Genomic DNA, 18509 nt, shown 5'->3' with positions numbered 1-18509 from the left:
GGCTCACCTCCTGGGGAGCAGCAAAGAACGGTGCCATTCGTAGAAAACAGGAAGCACACTGCGCAGCACGCGGAAGGCCGATATTCCCCCGCGTACCGTGCCGATGCGGACGAGTTCATGTTCTGGAGCGTCCACGACCACCCGGACGGCCGCAACCGGACGGGCGCCGGCCCGCCGTGCGGTGCGGAGCGTGGCGGCGGATTCCATGTCCACCGCGATGGCGCCGGAGGCGTGCAGCTCGGCCCGTTCCGCGCCGCGTACGACGTGGTCGGAGCCGCGCAGCAGCCCGCGGTGCACGGTCAGGCCGCGCTGCCGCAGCGCGCCGACCAGCGGCCCGTTGTCGCGGCAGGGCACGTCCGGCAGGCCCGGGCGGTGGTCCCGGGTGGCCTCGGCGACGACCACGTCCCCCGGGCGCATGCCGGGCGCGAGGCCGGCGCAGAAGCCGCTGGCAACGACGGGCGAACGGGCGGTGTCCGCGCCGTCACGCAGCGCATCAGCGAGGGCCCGTTCGGCCGCCTGGGGGCCCATGCCGGTGCGCAGCACGACCAGCCCCGGGCGGCTCCCGCCGGGGCCCGCCGCCCGGTCTCCCCCGCGCAGCGCGAACCGCTCGATGCCGAGCGCACAGGCGACCAGCAGCGGGGGGTCCGCACTCGCGGGGGGCCGTCTCGGCATCAGGCCCCCACCGGTACTCCGGCCGGTCCGCCGTTGACGTAGCGGCCCAGGGCGGTCAGCGGGAAGACCTGGCGGTAGAGGTGGTAGTTGATGGAGAAGTCCCAGGGGAAGCCGGTGCCGGTGAAGTGCGGCTCGTCCCAGGAACCGTCCTCGCGCTGGGTCGCGGCCAGATACCGCACCCCGCGCCGCACCGCCTCGCCGTCCCGCTCACCGGCCGCGAGCAGCGCCATCAGCGCCCACGCGGTCTGCGAGGCGGTCGAGGCGCCGCGCCCGGCCCAGGCGTCCTTCTCCGCGTACGACCGCTGGTCCTCGCCCCAGCCGCCGTCGTCGTTCTGCACCCGCTCCAGCCAGCCGACGGCGCGGCGCACGGCCGGGTGGGAGGCGGGGATGCCGGCCGCGGCGAGCGCGGGCAGCACCGAGCCGGTGCCGTAGACGTAGTTGGTGCCCCAGCGGCCGAACCAGGCGCCGCTGGGCTCCTGTTCGGCGAGCAGCCAGGCGATGCCGCGGCGGGTGCGCGGGTCGTGCGCCCGGCCGACCTCGGCGAGCATCTCCACGACGTGGGCGGTGACGTCGGCCGACGGCGGGTCGATGACCTCACCGAAGTCGCAGAACGGCAGGCGGTTGGGGAACGGGCTGGTGTTGTCGACGTCGAAGGCGCCCCAGCCGCCGTCCCGGGACTGCATCCCGAAGTTCCAGCGCACCGCGCGGTCCACCGCGGCGGACACCCGCTGCGGGTCGGGGTGCTCGACCCGGCGCAGTGCGAGCACCACCTCGGCGGTGTCGTCGATGTCCGGGTAGTTGTCGTTGTGGAACTCGAACGCCCAGCCACCGGGCGGGAGTTGGGGACGCTTGACGCTCCAGTCACCGGGCCGGTCGATCTGCTCGGCGAGCATCCAGTCGACGGCCTTGACCAGCTGCGGGTGGTCGGCGGGCAGTCCGGCGTCGGCCAGCGCGATGGTGGCGAGGCAGGTGTCCCAGACCGGGGACTGGCAGGCCTCGATCATGCGCGAACCGTCCTCGCGCCAGACCGCGAACCGGTCCAGGGAGGCCAGTCCCTCGCGCAGTACGGGGTGGTCGAGGTCGTAGCCGAGGAGGTGCAGGGCGATGATCGAGTACACGGCGGGCGGCTGGATGCCGCCCCAGCAGCCGTCGTTCTCCTGCCGTTCGACGATCCAGCGGGCCGCCGAGCGCATCGCGGTGCCGCGCAGCTTGCGCAGTGCGACCTTGTGGTAGACCCGCAGCGCCTTGTCGAGGCGCTGGAAGAGGCCGTCCCAGCTGGTGGCCGGGGCGAGCGGGCGGGGCGGGGCGGGGCGGCGCGGATCGGTGTGCAGCTCGTCGAGGGCGAACGGCGCCGGGCGGACCGGGCGTTTGGCGGAGACGATGGTCAGCGGCACGATGGTCTGCCGCGCCCAGCACCCGAAGTCGTAGATGTTGAGCGGGAACCACTTCGGGAAGAAGATGAGCTCCGGCGGGAGCTGGGGCAGGTCCTCCCACCGCCACCAGCCGAAGAGCGCCAGCCAGATGCGGGTGAAGACCCGGGAGGCGGCGACCCCGCCCCGTTCGCGGACCCAGGCGGACGCGGCGGCCATGTGTGGGGCGTCCGGTGCGTCCCCGGCGAGCCGCAGGGCGACGTAGGCCTCGATGGTGGTGGAGAGTTCACCGGGTCCGCCGTGGAAGGTGGCCCAGGTGCCGTCGGTGCGCTGCTCGCCGCGGATGTGGCGAGCGGCGGCCTCGGTGATCTCGGGGTCCGAGATGCCCAGGAACTGACGGAGCAGCAGGTCCTCGGCGTCCATCGTGACGTTGGTCTCGAGGTCGCCCTTCCACCAGCCGGCCGGGTCCTGGGCGGAGAGCAGATGGTCGGTGGCGCGGGCGGTCGCGCGGCGGGCGGCCTCGGCCGTGTCCTCGGCGACGGCGGTGGCGGTCTTGCGGGCCGGTGCGGTGGTGGTCTTCTCAGCGGTGGCATCGCTGGCCGAAGGGGCCCGGGGCGGCAGCGCCCCGGTGCTTCCGTCGGTCGTCGCTGTCATGGCTTCCCCTTCTGCAGTGAACTGTCAAAGCGTGCTCAGGGATTCCGTCGGCCGGCGCCCGGCGGGGCACCGGCCGGCGACTGCGATCTATTCGTCGGCGGTAGGGAGTCATCTTTCTCGTACGACGACGAAGTCCGCGAGCGCGACGAGCTGTGCCCGGACCTTCTCCGGCATGTCGATCTCGTCGAGCGCGGCGATGGCGGTGGCGTGCTGGCGGCGGGCCTCCTGGGAGGTCCACTCGCGGCCGCCGGCCTCCTCGATGAGGGCCGCCCGGGAGGCGAACTCCTCCTCGGTGAAGTCGGCGATCTCGGTCTCGCTCTTCTTGGCGTCGGCGGCCAGGATCTGGGCCAGCCGCTCGGAGGCCGGGCCGCCGGCGGCGAGCGCGGCGACGACCGGCAGCGACTTCTTGCGCTGCCGCAGGTCGCTCCAGGTCTGCTTGCCGGTGGCCTCCGGGTCGCCCCAGATGCCCAGCAGGTCGTCGACGGCCTGGAAGGCGAGGCCGAGGTGGTAGCCGTACTTCTCCAGGGTGTCGGCGGTGCGGTCGTCGGCGCCGCCCAGGACCGCGCCGATGGAGACCGCGCAGGCCAGCAGCGCGCCGGTCTTGTTGCCCTCCATCTCCAGGCACTCCTCGACGGTGACCCGCTCGCGGTGCTCGTAGGAGATGTCCTGGGCCTGGCCGTCGATCAGCTTGCGGGTGGCCAGGGTCAGCCGGCGGGTGGCGCGGCCGGCGTCGACCGTGCCGAGCTCCAGCAGTATTTCGTTGGCCAGCGCGAACAGCGCGTCGCCGACGAGGATGGCCTGCGCCGGACCGTGCACCTTCCAGACCGTGTCGCGGTGCCGGCGCTGTTCGTCGCCGTCCATCAGGTCGTCGTGCAGCAGCGAGAAGTTGTGCACCAGCTCGACGGCGACCGCACCCGGGATGCCGACCTCGGGGGCCGCGCCGGCGGCCTCGGCGGACAGCAGGGCGAGCGCGGGCCGGACGGCCTTGCCGCTGTCGCCGGACGCGGGTTTGCCGGTCGCGTCGATCCAGCCGAAGTGGTAGGCGGCGACGGTGTCCATGGGAGGGGCGAGCCGGCCCACGGCAGCACGCAGCACGGGAGTGGCGAGTGTCCGTCCGCGCTCCAGCAGCGCGGTGACGCTCTCGGTGTCGATAGCTGGGGAAGCCGGATTCACGGTTTCTCCTCTGTTTCCGATGCTCGTGCTCGTGCGAGCGCTCGTACTCGTAGTCATGCCGCCTCCTGAGGCAACTGGCCCTGGGGGAAGCCGAGTTCGTTGAGTGCCTCGCGAGCGGCGGCGGTGCCGCTGCGAACTGCGCTCTCCATGGTCGCGGGCCACCCGGTGGCGGTCCACGCACCGGCCAGGTACAGGCCGGGGGCTTGGGTGCGGGCGGCGGGGCGGAGCCTGCCGACGCCCGGGGCGGGCGCGAAGGTCGCGGTGCGCTCGCGGGTGACGAAGAAGTCGATGATCCGGGCGCCCCGGGCGGCCGGCAGCAGCCGTTCCAGCTCGGGGAGGTAGCGGGCGCGGAGCTTGGCGACCGGCTGGTCGATCTCCTCCTGCGCGGCGGACTGCGACACCGCGAGGTACTGGCAGCGTTCGTTCCCCGGCGTCCTGGTCAGTCCGGAGGCGTCGGTGCGGTCGAAGACCCACTGGACGGGCGAGCCGACGGCGGCGAAGAAGGGGCGGCGCAGGACCTTGCGGTCGTAGACGACGTGGAGGTTGAGGATCGGGGCGGTGCCGATGTCCAGCAGCCGGTCCCGGTCGGCCAGCGCCCCGGCGGGCAGCAGCCCGTGCGTCTCGCGCTGCGGTACGGCGAGGACGACGGTGTCCGCGGTGAGCCGCTCGCCGCCGTGCGGGCCGCTCTCCACCGCGACCTGCCAGCGGCCGTCGGTCCGGGTGACGGACGCGGCGCGGGTGCGCAGCGCGATCCGCACCCCGGCCTTCTCCAGTGCCGTACGGGCGAGGGCGTCGTGCACGTCGCCGAGCGGGACCCGGGACCAGCCGATGTCGGCCGCGCCGGGGGCGGACAGCAGCCCGGTCTTGAAGACCTTGGCGGCCAGGCCCATCGAGACGTCGCCGGCCCGGGCGTTGAGGGTGGCGATGCCGACCAGGTCCCACAGTGCCTCGACGGCCCGGGACGACTGGCCGTGGCGGCGCAGCCAGCTGCCGAAGTCGACGCCGTCCAGGACCGGGTCGGCCGGGTCGAGGCCCTGGAGCGCGAGGGTGGCGCGCACGACGCCGGCCCGCTCGGCCGGGGAGAGGTGCGGATAGCGCGCGAGGCTGGCGGCGAGGTGCAGCGGGACGGGCAGGGCGGTGCGCCGCAGCCGGCCGAGCCGCATCCGGTCGGCGTCGAGAACGGGCACGTCCATCCGGTCCTGGAGGGGCACCAGACGGGCCGCGCCGAGCCGGTCCAGCATCCGGCCGTACGCGGTGCAGCAGCGCAGGTAGACGTGCTGGCCGTTGTCGACGCTCAGCTCGCCGGCGGCCGAGTCGCGGCGGAAGGAGAAGACCAGTCCGCCCAGGCGGGGGCGGCCCTCGACGAGGGTGACCCGCAGCCCGGCGTCGGCCAGCGCGAGGGCGGCGGTGGTGCCCGCGAGCCCGCCGCCGACGACCACCGCGGTGGCTGTGGATGTCATGTGTGCTCCCCCCGTACGTGGGTCATGGACGCAACCGCCCGGGGGAGGGTTGCCCGCGGCGCTGACGCGGGGTCACCGCTGTCGTGCGTGGCCCGGCCGGTCATCCGCGCCTCCGTACGGCCTGCCGGCGGCCGATCGCCCGCGCGTCGAGCCCGGACAGGCCGCGCACCGCGACGAACGCCTTCTCCCAGCCGGGCAGCGAGACCCGGCCGCGCAGCACCGCCTCGGGGTCGGCGGCGATCCGGGTGAGCAGGCGGTGGTAGATGCCGGCCATCGCGGCCACGCAGGCGCCGCTGCGCCGGTCGAGCATCGGCAACAGCCGGAAGCCCTCGGCGAACAGCGCGCGGGCGCGTTGCACCTCATGGTGGACCAGACCGGCGAAGTCGGAACCGGGCGGCGGCACGGGGTGGGCGAACCCGGCCGCGCAGCCGAACTTGGCGAGGTCCTCGGCGGGGAGGTAGGTCCGGCCGTTGCCGGCGTCCTCCCGAACGTCCCGGAGGATGTTGGTGAGTTGGAGGGCGAGACCGAGGGTGTCGGCGTACTCGGCAGCGCGCTCGGGGTCCTGTGCGCCGGGCACGGTGCCGAACACGCCGAGCGAGAGCCGGCCGATGGCGCCGGCGACGCAGCGGCAGTAGACCTTGAGCTCGTCCCAGGTCTCGTAGGTCTCGCCGCGCACGTCGGCCAGCACGCCGTCGATCAGCTCGTCCAGCGCGTCGAGCGGGACGGGGAAGCGGCGGGCGGCGTCGGCGAGGGCGACGGCCACCGGGTCGGTGTCGTCCTCGTCGAGCCGGCCGTCCTTGATACGGGCCAGCAGCGCCCGGGTGTCCTCCAGGCGCTGCCGCTTGGCGGCGGGCTCCAGATTGCCGTCGCCGATGTCGTCGACCCGGCGGGAGAAGGCGTAGAGCGCCGACATCGCGTGGCGCTTGTCGGTCGGCAGCAGCCGGATGCCGTAGGCGAAGTTGCGCGCCTGCTGCCCGGTGATGGCTTCGCAGTAGCGGTATGCAGCGAGCACCGGCGCGGACGCGTGTGCGGTTGCCTCCACGGTCCGACTCACCCCTCTCTTCGCAATGTCGCCCCCACCTCGCGCAGCAGGCTGAGCTTGGTCGGTTTGGGCGGTCCAGGGAGTACGTCGTGTTCGGCGGCCGCGACCGCCTGGAGTGCGGCACGTCCGCCGGCGACGAAACCGGCCAGCAGCAGCTTGAGTCTGCCGTGGACGCTACCCACCAGCGCGGTGCCTTCATCCAGCAGGTCACGGGCGCGTTCCGCCTCGTAGGCGATCAGTGCGCGCACCGATGCGCCCCCGCTCGGGGCGGCCAGATCGGCTTCCGAGACGCCGAAGCGTTTCAGGTCCTCGGCGGGGAGGTAGATGCGGTCGCGCCCCAGGTCCTCGGCCACGTCCTGGATGTGCTCGACGATCTGCAGGGCGGTGCAGACGGCGTCCGAGCGGCGGAGGCGCTCGGGGCTGGCGGTGCCGGTGATGCCGAGGACGAGCCGGCCGACGGGGTTGGCGGACAGCTCGCAGTAGGCGGCCAGGTCGTCGTACGTGGCGTAGCGGCTCACCCGCTGGTCCTGGCGGTTGGCCTCGATCAGGCCGAGGAACGGTTCGGGGGTCAGCTCGCAGCGGCGGACGGTCGGGCCGAGGCGGCGCATCAGCGGGTGCTTGGGGCCGGGCGCGCGGTCGCTGAAGACGCGCGCCAGGTCCGCCTCCAGGGCGTCGAGCAGCGCGGGCCGGTCGTCGAACTGTGCCCGGTCGAGCCCGAGGAGTACGGCGTCGCCGCCACCGGGCGCGAGGTCGCCGTCGCCGATGTCGTCGACGAGCCGGGCGAAGCCGTACACGGCCATCAGGTCGGCCCGCCAGGCGCGGGGCAGGAAGAACGGCGCGACCGGGAAGTTCTCGTGTGCGGCCTGATCGAGCACGGTGCGCGTCTGGTCCCGCCCGTCACCCGCCGCCACCCTTCGGAGGAAGGCGCGACGCGCCCGCTCGTTGTCTCGGCTCACCGTGGGCTGCCCGGCGCATTTCGGTGCCGGAGCGAACCAGTAGCCATTGCCGTCACGTCTCCCGTTCTACACCGCCAAGCTAAAACATCCTATTTCGGACACGCCGCCTCCGACGACGCGCCCCGATCGAGCCTCATCGCCCTCTTGGGTGAGTATTGCCCGACTTGTGCCACTTGTACTGTTCGGCACCCGTACAGCTTACGCCGTACATCTCCCTTGCGTCCGAGTGGGTACCGAAGCCCGCGGCAACGATCCGGTCAACATCCACTTCGGGCGAACTGTTCCCGTTGTCCGCGGAGTTGACCATTTCTTCACCGTCGAAGGCCCCCGCGGGCGGACCCGCGGGGGCCTTCCAGGTGCGAGGAGGACTACTTGCCGGTCTCCTTCTCGTAGGCCTTGATGACCTCGTCGGTGGGGCCGTCCATCAGCAGCTCGCCGCGTTCCAGCCACAGCACGCGGTCGCAGGTGTCGCGGATGGACTTGTTGTTGTGGCTGACCAGGAAGACCGTGCCGGCCTCCTTGCGCAGCTCGCGGATGCGGGCCTCGGAGCGCTTCTGGAAGGCGCGGTCGCCGGTGGCCAGCGCCTCGTCGATCATCAGCACGTCGTGGTCCTTGGCCGCGGCGATGGAGAACCGCAGCCGCGCCGCCATACCCGAGGAGTAGGTGCGCATCGGCAGCGAGATGAAGTCGCCCTTCTCGTTGATGCCGGAGAAGTCGACGATCCCGTCGTAGCGCTCCCGGATCTGCTCACGCGACATACCCATGGCCAGGCCGCCGAGGACGACGTTCTTCTCGCCGGTCAGGTCGTTCATCAGGGCCGCGTTGACACCCAGCAGGGAGGGCTGGCCGTGCGTGTAGACCTTGCCGCGCTCGGCCGGCAGCAGGCCGGCGACCGCCTTGAGCAGGGTGGACTTGCCCGAGCCGTTCGAGCCGATCAGGCCGATCGACTCCCCGCGGTAGGCGGTGAAGGAGACGCCCTTGACCGCGTGCACCTCGCGCACACCGGTGGAGGGCTTGCGGCGGATGATGCGGTTCAGCGCCGCGGTGGCGCTGCCCTTGCCCGCGCCCGTGCCGTAGACGCGGTAGACGATGTGCAGATCGTCCGCGATCACGGTCGGGATCCGCTCCTGGGCGGCCGCCGTCGGCTGCACTCCGTTGTTCTGCTCAGCCACGTCCGTACCGCTCCTCAGCCTTCCAGAAGTACACGAAGCCGGCGACGCCCATCAGCAGCGCCCAGCCGCCGGCGAACGCCCACACGTGCGGGGGCAGCTTGCTCGCCGTGAAGCTGTCGATCAGCGCGAAGCGCATCAGGTCGATGTAGACCGCCGCCGGGTTCGCGTTGAGCAGCACCTCCACGAACTGCGGGACGTGCTTGCCCTTCAGGATCAGGTCGATGCTGAACATCACGCCGGACGCGTACATCCACGTCCGCATGATGAACGGCATCAGCTGCGCCAGGTCCGGGGTCTTGGAACCCAGCCGCGCCATGACCATCGCCAGACCCGTGTTGAACACGAACTGCAGCAGCAGCGCCGGGAACACCAGGAACCACGACCAGGTCGGCATCTGCCCGAAGCCGAGCAGGATCAGGACCAGCACGCCCATGGAGAACAGCAGCTGCTGCAGCTGCATCAGGCAGAACGAGATCGGCAGGCAGGCCCGCGGGAAGTGCAGCGCCCGCACCAGGCCCAGGTTGCCGGAGATCGCCCGGGTACCGGCCATCACCGAGCTCTGGGTGAAGGTGAAGATGAAGACGCCGGTCACCAGGAACGGCACGAAGTCGGGGACGCCCTTCCGCGTGCCGATCAGCAGGCCGAAGATCAAGTAGTAGACGAGCGCGTTCAGCAGGGGCGTCGCCACCTGCCAGACCTGGCCCAGCTTGGCCTGGCTGTACTGTGCGGTCAGCTTGGCGCTGGCGAAGGCGGAGATGAAATGCCGCCGGTGCCACAGCTGCCGGACGTACTCGGGGAGGCTCGGACGCGCCCCGCTCTGCGCGAGCCCGTACTTCTGGGCCCGCTGCGCCGCGGTCAGCCCTTCGTCGGAAGCTGCCGGGGCACTCATGGCGACCGCACTGTCGTGCGTGGTCTCGCTCACAGTTGACACTTTCGTCCTCAAGGTGCGCTGCCGGGGCCACGCCCCGGTTCGCGCCTGATGCTCTCAGATACGAGCTTGTCAGATGACGGGAGGGCGGCCCAGCCGGGTCAGTCGCCAAACGGTAGCCCACTTCATGGGACGCCTGGGACCGCACGGGGTGGCCCAGCCCTCCTTGAAGCCGCCCAGCCAGGCCCGCAGCGCCGGTCGCGAGGGGCGACGGGCGAGGGTGAGCAGGAACCAGACACCGAGATAGACCGGAACCAGTGCGGCGGGGAGGTTGCGGCGGGCCAGCCAGACCCGGTTGCGGGCCACCATCCGGTGGTAGACCGCGTGCCGGGCCGGTGCCGTCGTCGGGTGGTACAGGACCATGTCCGACCGGTAGTCGATCATCCAGCCGGCGTTCAGCGCCCGCCAGGCCAGGTCGGTCTCCTCATGGGCGTAGAAGAAGTCGTCGGGCAGCCCGCCGACCTCCGCGAAGACCTTGGTGCGCACCGCGTTCGCGCCCCCGAGGAAGGTGGTCACCCGCGAGGAGCGCATCGGGTCGGACGCGCGCAGCCGGGGAACGTGCCGGCGCTGGGTCTCGCCGGTGTCCGGATCGGCGATCCGGAAGCTGATGATCCCGAGCTCGGGGTCCTTGGCGAACGCCTCGCGGCACAGCTCGGCGGTGTCCTCCCGGGCCAGCAGCCCGTCGTCGTCGAGGAAGAGCAGGACGTCCATCTCGCGGCCGGCCGGCCCGAACGCCTCGATGCCGACGTTCCGGCCGGCCGGGATGCCGACGTTCTCCGGGAGCTCGACGGTCCGCACGCCCTCGGGCAGCTCCGGCAGCGGCGAACCGTTGCCGACGACGGCGACCTCGATCGGATCGCCGTCCTGCTTGGCCACCGAGTCCAGCAGCGCACGCAGCTCCTCGGGGCGGTTGCCCATGGTGATGATCACCGCACCGACGCGCATCTGGGACGCCCCCGTCACTTGAGCCTGCTGGAGGCGAGGATGGACACGAGGTGGAGCAGCGTCTGGACGAGCGCGATGCCGGCGAGCACGGCGACGCCCAGACGGGAGAAGAACAGATCGCCCCTGATCTGGTCGACGATCGCCAGGGCCACGATCAGCAAGGACGCCTCGACGCCGAGGATCAGCCGGTGGAACTTCAGCGCGGCGGCGGCCTTGCGGGCCAGCGCCATGCCGGAGGAGCGCATCTCCGACGCGGCCTCCTTGACCTGCTCCTTGCCGCTCTGCGCGCGGGCCACGCCGACCAGGTCCGTCTCCGCCTTGATCAGGATGGCGCCGAGGGCGGCCAGCGTGCCGAGGAAGGCCCACAGCCAGTCGATCCGGCCCGAGCCCCACAGATCGGCGGCGCGCAGGCCGAAGCCGACGAGCACGGCGGCGTCGGTGAGGTACGCGCCGACCCGGTCCATCCAGACACCGGCCAGCGAGTACTGCTTGCGCCACCGGGCGATCTCGCCGTCGACGCAGTCGAGCAGCAGGTACAGCTGCACCATCAGCACGCCGAGCACGGCGCCCCAGACCCCCGGCACCAGCAGGGCCGGGGCGGCGAGGACGCCGAACAGGGTCATCAGGTAGGTCAGCTGGTTGGGCGTGACCCGGGTGTTCACCAGGTGGCGGTCGATGCGCAGCGAGATCTCGCGCATGTAGAGCCGGCCGGCCCAGTGCTCGCCGCTCCGCCGGTCCTTCACCCCCGGGGGGTGAACGACCGGGCGGAGCTCAGCTACCGATGGCTTGTGCATAGTCGGCGTAAGCGTCCCTGATCTGGTCGGTGGACAGGTCGAGGTGCTCCAGGATCGTGTAGCGCCCGGGGCGGGTCTTGGGTGCGTACGCGACGGCCTCGACGAATTCCTCGTCGGTGAAGCCGATCTCACCCGGCGTGACCGGCAGTCCGTGCCGGCGCAGCACCTCGACCATCAGGTCCCGGGTCTCCTTGTCCCCGCGCAGATGCGTGGCGAAGGCGGCGGCGAGGCCGCACTGCTCGCCATGGCTCGCGGCGCGCTTGGGGTAGAGGATGTCCAGGGCGTGGTTGATCTCGTGGCAGGCGCCGGACGCCGGGCGGCTGTCGCCGGCCACCGACATCGAGATGCCGGTGAGGACCAGGCCCTCGGCGAGCACCTGGAGGAAGTTGTCGTCGCCGACTCCTCCGGGGTGCCGCAGTACGGCCTCGCCGGCCTGGCGCGCCATGGCGGCGGCCAGTCCGTCGATCGCCTCGCCGGTCTCGCGGTGCGAGAGCTCCCAGTCCGCGACCGCGGAGATGTTGGAGATCGCGTCGCCGATGCCGGAGCGGACGAAGCGGACCGGGGCCTCGCGGATGATGTCGAGGTCGATCACCACGGCGATCGGGTTCGGCACACCGTAGGAGCCGCGGCCGGCGTCGTTGTCGAGCGTCGCGACCGGCGAGCACAGGCCGTCGTGCGACAGGTTCGTCGCGACGGCGACCAGCGGCAGGCCGATCCGCGCGGCGGCGAACTTGGCGCAGTCGATGATCTTGCCGCCGCCGAGGCCCACGACCGCGTCGTAGTGCCCCTTCTTCATGGCGTCGGCGAGCTTGATCGCGTCGTCCAGGGTGCCGCCGCCGACCTCGTACCACTCGGCGCCGGGCAGCGCGGGGGACAGCCGCTCACGCAGCCGTGCCCCCGAGCCGCCGCTGATCGCGATGGCGAGCTTGCCGGACGCGGAGATGCGCTGATCGGCCAGCAGGCCCGCCAGGTCGTCCAGGGCGCCGGCGTTGATGTCGACGACGACCGGGGACGGAATGAGGCGGGTCAGTACTGGCATGCGATGTCACGGCCCTTCGCCAGGTCGTCGTGGTTGTCGATCTCGACCCACTTGACGTCGCCGATCGGGGCCACGTCCACCTTGAAGCCGCGGTTGACCAGCTCCTGGTAGCCGTCCTCGTAGTAGAGGTCGGGGTCCCGCTCGAAGGTGGTCTTCAGGGCGTCGGCCAGCTCGTCGGCGGCGGAGCCCTCGATGAGGGTGACACCGATGTACTCACCGGTCGCCTCGGCCGGGTCCATCAGCTTGGTGATCTTCTGGACGCCCTTGTCGGGGTCCACGACGACCTTCATCTCCTCGTCGGCGAGCTGCTTGACGGTGTCCAGCGCGAGGATGATCTTCTGGCCGTTGCCGCGGGCGGCGAGCAGGGTCTTCTCGACGGAGACCGGGTGCACGGTGTCGCCGTTGGCGAGGATCACGTCGTGCTTGATGGAGTCACGGCCGCACCACAGGGAGTAGGCGTTGTTCCACTCCTCGGCCTTGTCGTTGTCGATCAGGGTGAGCTTGAGGCCGTACTTCTGCTCCAGGGCCTCCTTGCGCTCGTACACGGCCTCCTTGCGGTAGCCGACGATGATCGCGACCTCGGTCAGGCCGATCTCGGCGAAGTTGCCGAGGGTCAGGTCGAGGATGGTGGTGTCCCCGTCAACCGGCACCAGGGCCTTGGGCAGGGTGTCGGTGTAGGGGCGCAGACGCCGTCCGGCGCCGGCAGCCAGCACGAGGCCGATCATGCGGGTTCTCCTTCATCGTGTACGGCGGGTGCTCCGGAGGAGACCCAGAAGCGGATGCTCTCGATGAGCACCAGCAGCGCCAGGACCACGGCCAGGGCCGTGAGCGCGATTGTGAAACCTTCAGGGGACAGCGCGGCTGCCAGGACGGTCACTACGAGGACGCGTCCCTCGTGGCCGCCGGTTGCCCGGACCAGCCACCGCGGCGGGGCCCCGGTGCCACCGCGGATGCGGTAGACGGTGTCGTAGTGATGGTAGGCGACGGCCGCGACCAGCCCGAACGCCGCGGGGAGCGCTCCGGGCACGTCCGCGCGGGCGGCCAGCACCAGGATCGTGACGTACTCGCCGGCCCGGAAGAAGGGCGGGACGAGCCAGTCGAGGGCGCCCTTGAGCGGCCGGGACACCGCCGCACCGGCCAGCAGCGCGGAGCAGGCGGCGACGCCCACGGTGAGCCAGGACGCCGGGTCGCTCTCGAAGATCACCCAGACCAGCAGCACCGCGGTCGAGAGAAATGCCATAGCCGGGGCGAGGAAGGACCCGGTCCGGCCGCGGCCGTGCGCGCCGCGGGCGATCAGCTCGGCGAGCGGCCCGGAGTCGGCGAGGTCGGCCAGGGCCCGGGCGGCGCGGTCGGTGCGCCGGGCCCGCCGGGTCAGCGAGCGCAGCACCCGGCCGGCCGTGGTGTAGCAGGCGGCCAGCGCACAGCCGATGAGCAGGGCGTAGAAGACGATGCGCGGGGTGGTCAGCGCCGTGAGGACGGCGATCATGGCCCAGCGTTCGCCGATCGGCAGCACGATCATGCGGCGGACCCAGACCGTCCAGCCGACGCTGTCGAGCTTGTCGGAGAGCGCCGCGGTGGGGCTGGTGTTGCCGGCGGCGTCGTGGTTGGCCTCGTTGAAGGCGAAGTCGACGACGTGCCGGCAGGTCTGCAGGACCATCGCGCCGAGCGCCAGGGCCCATACGTCGTCCCCGCCCCGGGCGGCGCCCAGCGCCAGGCCCGCGTAGTAGGCGTACTCCTTGGCCCGGTCGAAGGTGGCGTCCAGCCAGGCGCCCAGCGTCGAGTACTGCAGGGAGTAGCGGGCGAGCTGCCCGTCGGTGCAGTCCAGGACGAAGGAGAGGAGCAGCAGCACGCCCGCGGCGACGAAGCCGGCGCGGGTGCCGGTGGCCGCGCCGCCCGCCGCTATCAGCGCGGTGAGCAGGGACGCGGTGGTGACCTGGTTGGGGGTGAGGCCGCGGCGCGCGCACCAGCGGGCGAGGTAGCGGGAGTACGGGCTGATGAAGAAGGTCGTGAAGAAGCCGTCGCGGGACTTCACCGCGGTGCGCAGCCGGACCGCCTCGTCGTCGACGGCCGCGACCGCCTCGCGGGCCTCCTCGCGCTGGGCGGGGGTGAGCGCGACAGTGGCGACCAGGCTGCCCAGCTCGACGCGGTGCAGACCGGTGTCGTCGCGGTCCAGGGACTCGGTGAGCGTCTCGGTGAGGACGTCCGTGAGGTGGGCGGTGCCGGCGCCGACCGGGATCCGGCCGACCGCGCGGGCCAGCGCGGGGCGGGCCGCGGCCTGTGCGGTGAGCGCGCCCGGCACGGCGGCGGCCGGGAAGCGCGGGTCGGTCAGCGCGAGCCGCAGGGCGTGCAGGTGGCCGACGAAGCGGGGGTCGACGAGGGCGACCCGCTCCTGTGCGGGCACCTCGGCGAGCAGCGCGGCGGCGGAGGCGGCGTCGTCCGCCGTACGGACGTCGAAGCCGAGCGTGCGCAGGTCGGCTTCGAGCGGCGACCCGGCGACCGGCGGACCGGTGAGGATGGCGGTCGACAGACGAACTCACTCCTTGGAGGCTGACAAGGCAGCGCCGGTCGACCGCATTCGATACGGACTACCCGGGCAGCGGGCGTGGCACACCGGGCGCCCGGAGGGCCGGGTGGCACGTCGGCAGAGGCTATCGGATCGCCGGATGCGGCCGTTCACCGCGCATTCACCGCACGATCGAGTGACCGACGGCTGCGCCTGCCGCGATCATCATGGTGGATGGGGTGGCGCATGAACAACTGGGCCGCGATCGCGGCTGCCGTTCCAGGTGCCGGTTATGAGCGGGCTGGTCACGGGGCGGGCGGGTTGTGCCGTGAGCGGTGTGGCCAGGGCCATGCCGCCGGGCGGGGAGCGCCCGCGGCCGGTGCGGCGGCCGTTCCGGAGTCCCGGGGACCGCCTCGGGCGGTGTCCGCGGGCGGCCCCCTGGTGTGGCCCCTCTCACGGTGGATGCCAGGTGGGCGCACTTGTGACCGGACGCGCGGGAGGTGTGGCGCCGCGCACCCGCTGTGCCGGTGATGCGGACCCGGCTAGGGCAGACTTGACGTCGAAGACCGACGACAAGGATGGGCATGCCGATCACACCTGCCAACGGACAGACCGCCGAGGACGCGGCGGTGCGCACGCCGGGCGGCGCCGCCGAACCGATCATGCTGGAGCTGGTCGACGAGGACGGTACGACGATCGGCACCGCGGAGAAGCTCGCGGCGCACCAGCCTCCCGGGCAGCTGCACCGGGCGTTCTCGGTCTTCCTCTTCGACGAGAAGGGCCGGCTGCTGCTCCAGCGCCGGGCGCTGGGGAAGTACCACTCCCCCGGTGTGTGGTCCAACACCTGCTGCGGTCATCCGTATCCCGGCGAGGCGCCGTTCGCGGCGGCGGCCCGCCGGACCGCGGAGGAGCTGGGTGTGGCGCCGGCGCTGCTGGCCGAGGCGGGCACGGTGCGCTACAACCATCCCGATCCGTCCTCCGGGCTCGTGGAGCAGGAGTACAACCACCTGTTCGTGGGTCTGGTGCGGGCCGAGCCGGCGCCGGACCCGGAGGAGATCGGCGAGATCGCGTTCGTGACGCCGGCGGAGCTGGCCGAGCGGCATGCCGAGGCGCCGTTCTCCGCGTGGTTCATGACCGTGCTGGACGCGGCGCGCCCGGCGGTGCGGGAGCTCACCGGGCGGTCGGCGGGCTGGTAGCCAGCGGGGTGAGCGGCAGCTCGGCCCAGATCGCCTTGCCGCCGCCGGTCGTGTGCTCGACGTCGCATTTGCCGCCCACCTCGGCGGTGACGGTCTTGACCAGCCACAGCCCGCGGCCCCCGACGTCGCCCTGGTCCGCCTCCAGTGCCTTGGGGCGGTAGGGGTGGTCGTCCTCGACCGCGACCCGCAGCCAGTTGGCGCCGATGGTGACCTGGACGGCGATCTGGGGCGAGAGCAGGGCGGCGTGCCGGACGGCGTTGGTGACCAGTTCGGAGACGATGAGCAGCAGGCCGTCCATGATGTCCGCGGCGACCGGCACGTGCTGTTCGGCGAGCAGGTCCCGGACCGCGTGGCGCGCCTGCGGCACCGAGGACTCCAGTGCCGGTGCGGTGAAGCGCCAGACACCTTCGTACGCGAGCGGGGAGGTCAGCTCGTCGGGGGGTTCTGCGGGGGGTCCGGAAGGCATCCTCACAGGAAGAGTGTTGAGAATGCGCTGGTCCGTACCGGCCTGCTGAACACAAGTCAGCGCCTATCGACGGCTTTTGGCGGATTCCGAGAGTTTCCCGCGGGCTGAGGACCGGCCCTGTTCTCTTTGTGCCGGGTTCGTGGATTCCCCGGGAACGGCACCCCTGCGATCCCGCCATCGGGCTCGCCCGGCCCGGCGGCAGGGGCGGACAGCACAGCAGGCCCGGTGCCGGGGCACCGGGCCTGCTGTGTGTGCAGTAGCGGGGACAGGATTTGAACCTGCGACCTCTGGGTTATGAGCCCAGCGAGCTACCGAGCTGCTCCACCCCGCGTCGGTTGCCCCCACCTTACGGGTCGCCCGCCGCAGATCCAAATCGATAAACCGACCGACCGCGGGCCGGCGCGGCGCCTCGCCCCGGCCCGCCCGGGTCACACCGCCCGGTCGGTGATCCGCCCGGCCTCGACCTCGATCCGCCGCGTGGTGTGCACCGCGTCCAGCATCCGCCGGTCGTGCGTCACCAGCAGCAGCGTGCCCGGGTACGAGGCGAGCGCGGACTCCAGCTGCTCGATGGCCGGCAGGTCGAGGTGGTTGGTCGGCTCGTCCAGGACGAGGAGGTTGACCCCGCGTCCCTGGAGGAGGGCCAGCGCGGCCCGGGTCCGCTCACCCGGCGAGAGGGTGTGCGCCGGGCGCAGCACATGGGCGGCCTTCAGCCCGAACTTCGCGAGCAGGGTGCGGACGTCGGCGGGCGGCAGGTCCGGCACGGCGGCGCGGAAGGCGTCCATCAGCGGCTGGTCGCCCAGCTGCTGCCCGCCGAAGAGCCGGCCGCGGGCCTGCTCGATCTCGCCGACCACCACGCCGGGGCCGAGCGAGGCCTGCCCGGCGTCCAGCGGGAGCCGGCCGAGCAGGGCGGCCAGCAGGGTGGACTTGCCGGAGCCGTTGGGGCCGGTGATGGCGACCCGGTCCGCCCAGTCGATCTGCAGGTCCACCGGGCCGAAGCGGAAGTCACCGCGCCGGACGGCGGCGTCGCGCAGGGTCGCGACGACCGCGCCGGCCCGGGGCGCGGCGGCGATCTCCATCCGCAGCTCCCACTCCTTGCGGGGCTCCTCGACGACCTCCAGCCGCTCGATCAGGCGCTGGGTCTGCTTGGCCTTGGCGGCCTGCTTCTCGGTGGCCTCGACGCGGCCCTTGCGGCCGATCTTGTCGTTGTCGGGGGCCTTGCGGCGGGCGTTCCGGACGCCCTTCTCCATCCAGTTGCGCTGGGTGTGGGCGCGGGTCTCCAGGGCGGCCCTGGTATCGGCGTACTCCTCGTACTGCTCGCGGGCGTGCCGCCGGGCCCGGGCGCGTTCCTCCAGATAGGAGGCGTAGCCGCCGCCGTAGCTGTTGACCTGCTGCTGGGCGAGGTCGAGTTCGAGCACGCGGTTGACCGTGCGGGCCAGGAACTCGCGGTCGTGGCTGACCAGGACGGTGCCGGCGCGCAGGCCGGTGACGAACTCCTCCAGCCGGTGCAGACCGTCCAGGTCCAGGTCGTTGGTCGGCTCGTCCAGCAGGAAGACGTCGTAGCGGGAGAGCAGCAGGGAGGCGAGCGAGGCCCGGGCGGCCTGTCCGCCGGAGAGGGCGGTCATCGGCTGGTCGAGGCCGACCGTGAGGCCGAGCTGCGCGGCGGTCTCCTCGGCGCGTTCGTCGAGGTCGGCGGCGCCGAGGTCGAGCCAGCGCGTGAAGGCCGTGTCGTAGGCGTCGTCGGCGCCGGGGCGCTCCTCGGCCAGGGCCTCGGTGGCGTCGTCCAGGGCGCGCTGGGCGTCTCTGACGCCGGTTCGGCGGGCGAGGAAGGCCCGTACGGTCTCTCCGGGGCGGCGGTCGGGCTCCTGCGGGAGGTGGCCGACGGTGGCGGTGGGCGGGCTGAGGGAGAGCGCGCCCTCCTCGGGGGTGTCCAGACCGGCCAGCAGGCGCAGCAGGGTGGACTTGCCCGCGCCGTTGGCGCCGACGAGACCGATCACGTCCCCGGGGGCGACGACCAGATCGAGACCGGAGAACAGGATGCGCTCGCCGTGGCCGGCGGCGAGGTCTTTGGCGACGAGGGTTGCTGACATCAGGCGGTCGATCGTAGTCGGCCGCCCGGGCCGCGGTCGCTCTAATATCCGG

General features: G+C 72.3%; 16 protein-coding genes and 1 tRNA gene. 1 reads left to right on the top strand and 16 read right to left on the bottom strand.

Annotated elements, in window-relative coordinates; all coding sequences use genetic code 11:
• Positions 1-3: 3 nt before the first annotated feature.
• From V2J85_RS11930 to V2J85_RS11870, 13 genes are all read right to left on the bottom strand, one after another.
• Positions 4-672: a phosphorylase family protein gene (locus tag V2J85_RS11930; protein WP_261954725.1), complete on the bottom strand. Its 669-nt coding sequence runs from the start codon at positions 670-672 to the stop codon at positions 4-6.
• The gene (gene shc / locus V2J85_RS11925; RefSeq protein WP_330821558.1) at positions 672-2696 is read right to left on the bottom strand and encodes a squalene--hopene cyclase; all 2025 of its coding nucleotides are present in this window, start codon (positions 2694-2696) and stop codon (positions 672-674) included. The genes V2J85_RS11930 and shc overlap by 1 nt, the downstream gene beginning before the upstream one ends.
• A gap of 108 nt (positions 2697-2804) precedes the next feature.
• The gene (locus V2J85_RS11920) at positions 2805-3926 is read right to left on the bottom strand and encodes a polyprenyl synthetase family protein (protein WP_410011242.1); all 1122 of its coding nucleotides are present in this window, start codon (positions 3924-3926) and stop codon (positions 2805-2807) included.
• Complete coding sequence (gene hpnE / locus V2J85_RS11915) at positions 3923-5329, bottom strand: hydroxysqualene dehydroxylase HpnE (RefSeq protein ID WP_261954728.1); 1407 nt, start codon at positions 5327-5329, stop codon at positions 3923-3925. The genes V2J85_RS11920 and hpnE overlap by 4 nt, the downstream gene beginning before the upstream one ends.
• Positions 5330-5429: 100 nt before the next feature.
• Positions 5430-6383, bottom strand: coding sequence for a presqualene diphosphate synthase HpnD (gene hpnD, locus V2J85_RS11910; protein WP_410011243.1), 954 nt, complete (start codon positions 6381-6383; stop codon positions 5430-5432).
• Positions 6380-7246, bottom strand: a complete 867-nt coding sequence (hpnC, locus tag V2J85_RS11905; protein WP_261954730.1) for a squalene synthase HpnC — start codon at positions 7244-7246, stop codon at positions 6380-6382. The genes hpnD and hpnC overlap by 4 nt, the downstream gene beginning before the upstream one ends.
• A gap of 449 nt (positions 7247-7695) precedes the next feature.
• Positions 7696-8499: an ABC transporter ATP-binding protein gene (locus V2J85_RS11900; RefSeq protein WP_261954731.1), complete on the bottom strand. Its 804-nt coding sequence runs from the start codon at positions 8497-8499 to the stop codon at positions 7696-7698.
• Positions 8492-9421, bottom strand: coding sequence for an ABC transporter permease (locus V2J85_RS11895; RefSeq protein WP_261954732.1), 930 nt, complete (start codon positions 9419-9421; stop codon positions 8492-8494). The genes V2J85_RS11900 and V2J85_RS11895 overlap by 8 nt, the downstream gene beginning before the upstream one ends.
• A 78-nt stretch (positions 9422-9499) precedes the next feature.
• A complete protein-coding gene (locus V2J85_RS11890) occupies positions 9500-10372 on the bottom strand; it encodes a glycosyltransferase family 2 protein (protein WP_201805187.1) in 873 nt (290 codons plus the stop codon).
• 14 nt (positions 10373-10386) lie between these two features.
• Positions 10387-11166, bottom strand: coding sequence for a CDP-alcohol phosphatidyltransferase family protein (locus V2J85_RS11885; protein WP_261954733.1), 780 nt, complete (start codon positions 11164-11166; stop codon positions 10387-10389).
• Complete coding sequence (locus tag V2J85_RS11880) at positions 11144-12205, bottom strand: iron-containing alcohol dehydrogenase family protein (protein WP_261954734.1); 1062 nt, start codon at positions 12203-12205, stop codon at positions 11144-11146. Before V2J85_RS11880 ends, V2J85_RS11885 begins: the two co-directional genes overlap by 23 nt.
• Positions 12193-12930, bottom strand: coding sequence for a phosphocholine cytidylyltransferase family protein (locus V2J85_RS11875; protein ID WP_261954735.1), 738 nt, complete (start codon positions 12928-12930; stop codon positions 12193-12195). Before V2J85_RS11875 ends, V2J85_RS11880 begins: the two co-directional genes overlap by 13 nt.
• A complete protein-coding gene (locus V2J85_RS11870) occupies positions 12927-14732 on the bottom strand; it encodes a DUF5941 domain-containing protein (protein ID WP_261957342.1) in 1806 nt (601 codons plus the stop codon). The genes V2J85_RS11875 and V2J85_RS11870 overlap by 4 nt, the downstream gene beginning before the upstream one ends.
• A gap of 560 nt (positions 14733-15292) precedes the next feature.
• On the opposite strand from V2J85_RS11870, the gene idi reads away from it, so the two are divergent.
• Positions 15293-15904 (top strand): isopentenyl-diphosphate Delta-isomerase, encoded by a 612-nt coding sequence (idi, locus tag V2J85_RS11865; protein ID WP_261954736.1) that lies wholly within the window; start codon positions 15293-15295, stop codon positions 15902-15904.
• Here idi and V2J85_RS11860 read toward each other — a convergent pair.
• The 3 genes from V2J85_RS11860 to V2J85_RS11850 all read right to left on the bottom strand — a co-directional run bounded on the left by V2J85_RS11860 (position 15879) and on the right by V2J85_RS11850 (position 18457).
• Complete coding sequence (locus V2J85_RS11860) at positions 15879-16370, bottom strand: ATP-binding protein (RefSeq protein WP_261954737.1); 492 nt, start codon at positions 16368-16370, stop codon at positions 15879-15881. The genes idi and V2J85_RS11860 overlap by 26 nt on opposite strands.
• Before the next feature lie 257 nt (positions 16371-16627).
• Positions 16628-16701 (bottom strand) — tRNA-Met (locus V2J85_RS11855).
• A gap of 97 nt (positions 16702-16798) precedes the next feature.
• Positions 16799-18457, bottom strand: a complete 1659-nt coding sequence (locus V2J85_RS11850; RefSeq protein WP_330821557.1) for an ABC-F family ATP-binding cassette domain-containing protein — start codon at positions 18455-18457, stop codon at positions 16799-16801.
• Positions 18458-18509: the final 52 nt, after the last annotated feature.

Source organism: Streptomyces bugieae (assembly GCF_036352915.1).
GTDB lineage: Bacteria > Actinomycetota > Actinomycetes > Streptomycetales > Streptomycetaceae > Streptomyces > Streptomyces endophytica.
This window is presented reverse-complemented; position numbering and strand designations above follow the sequence as displayed.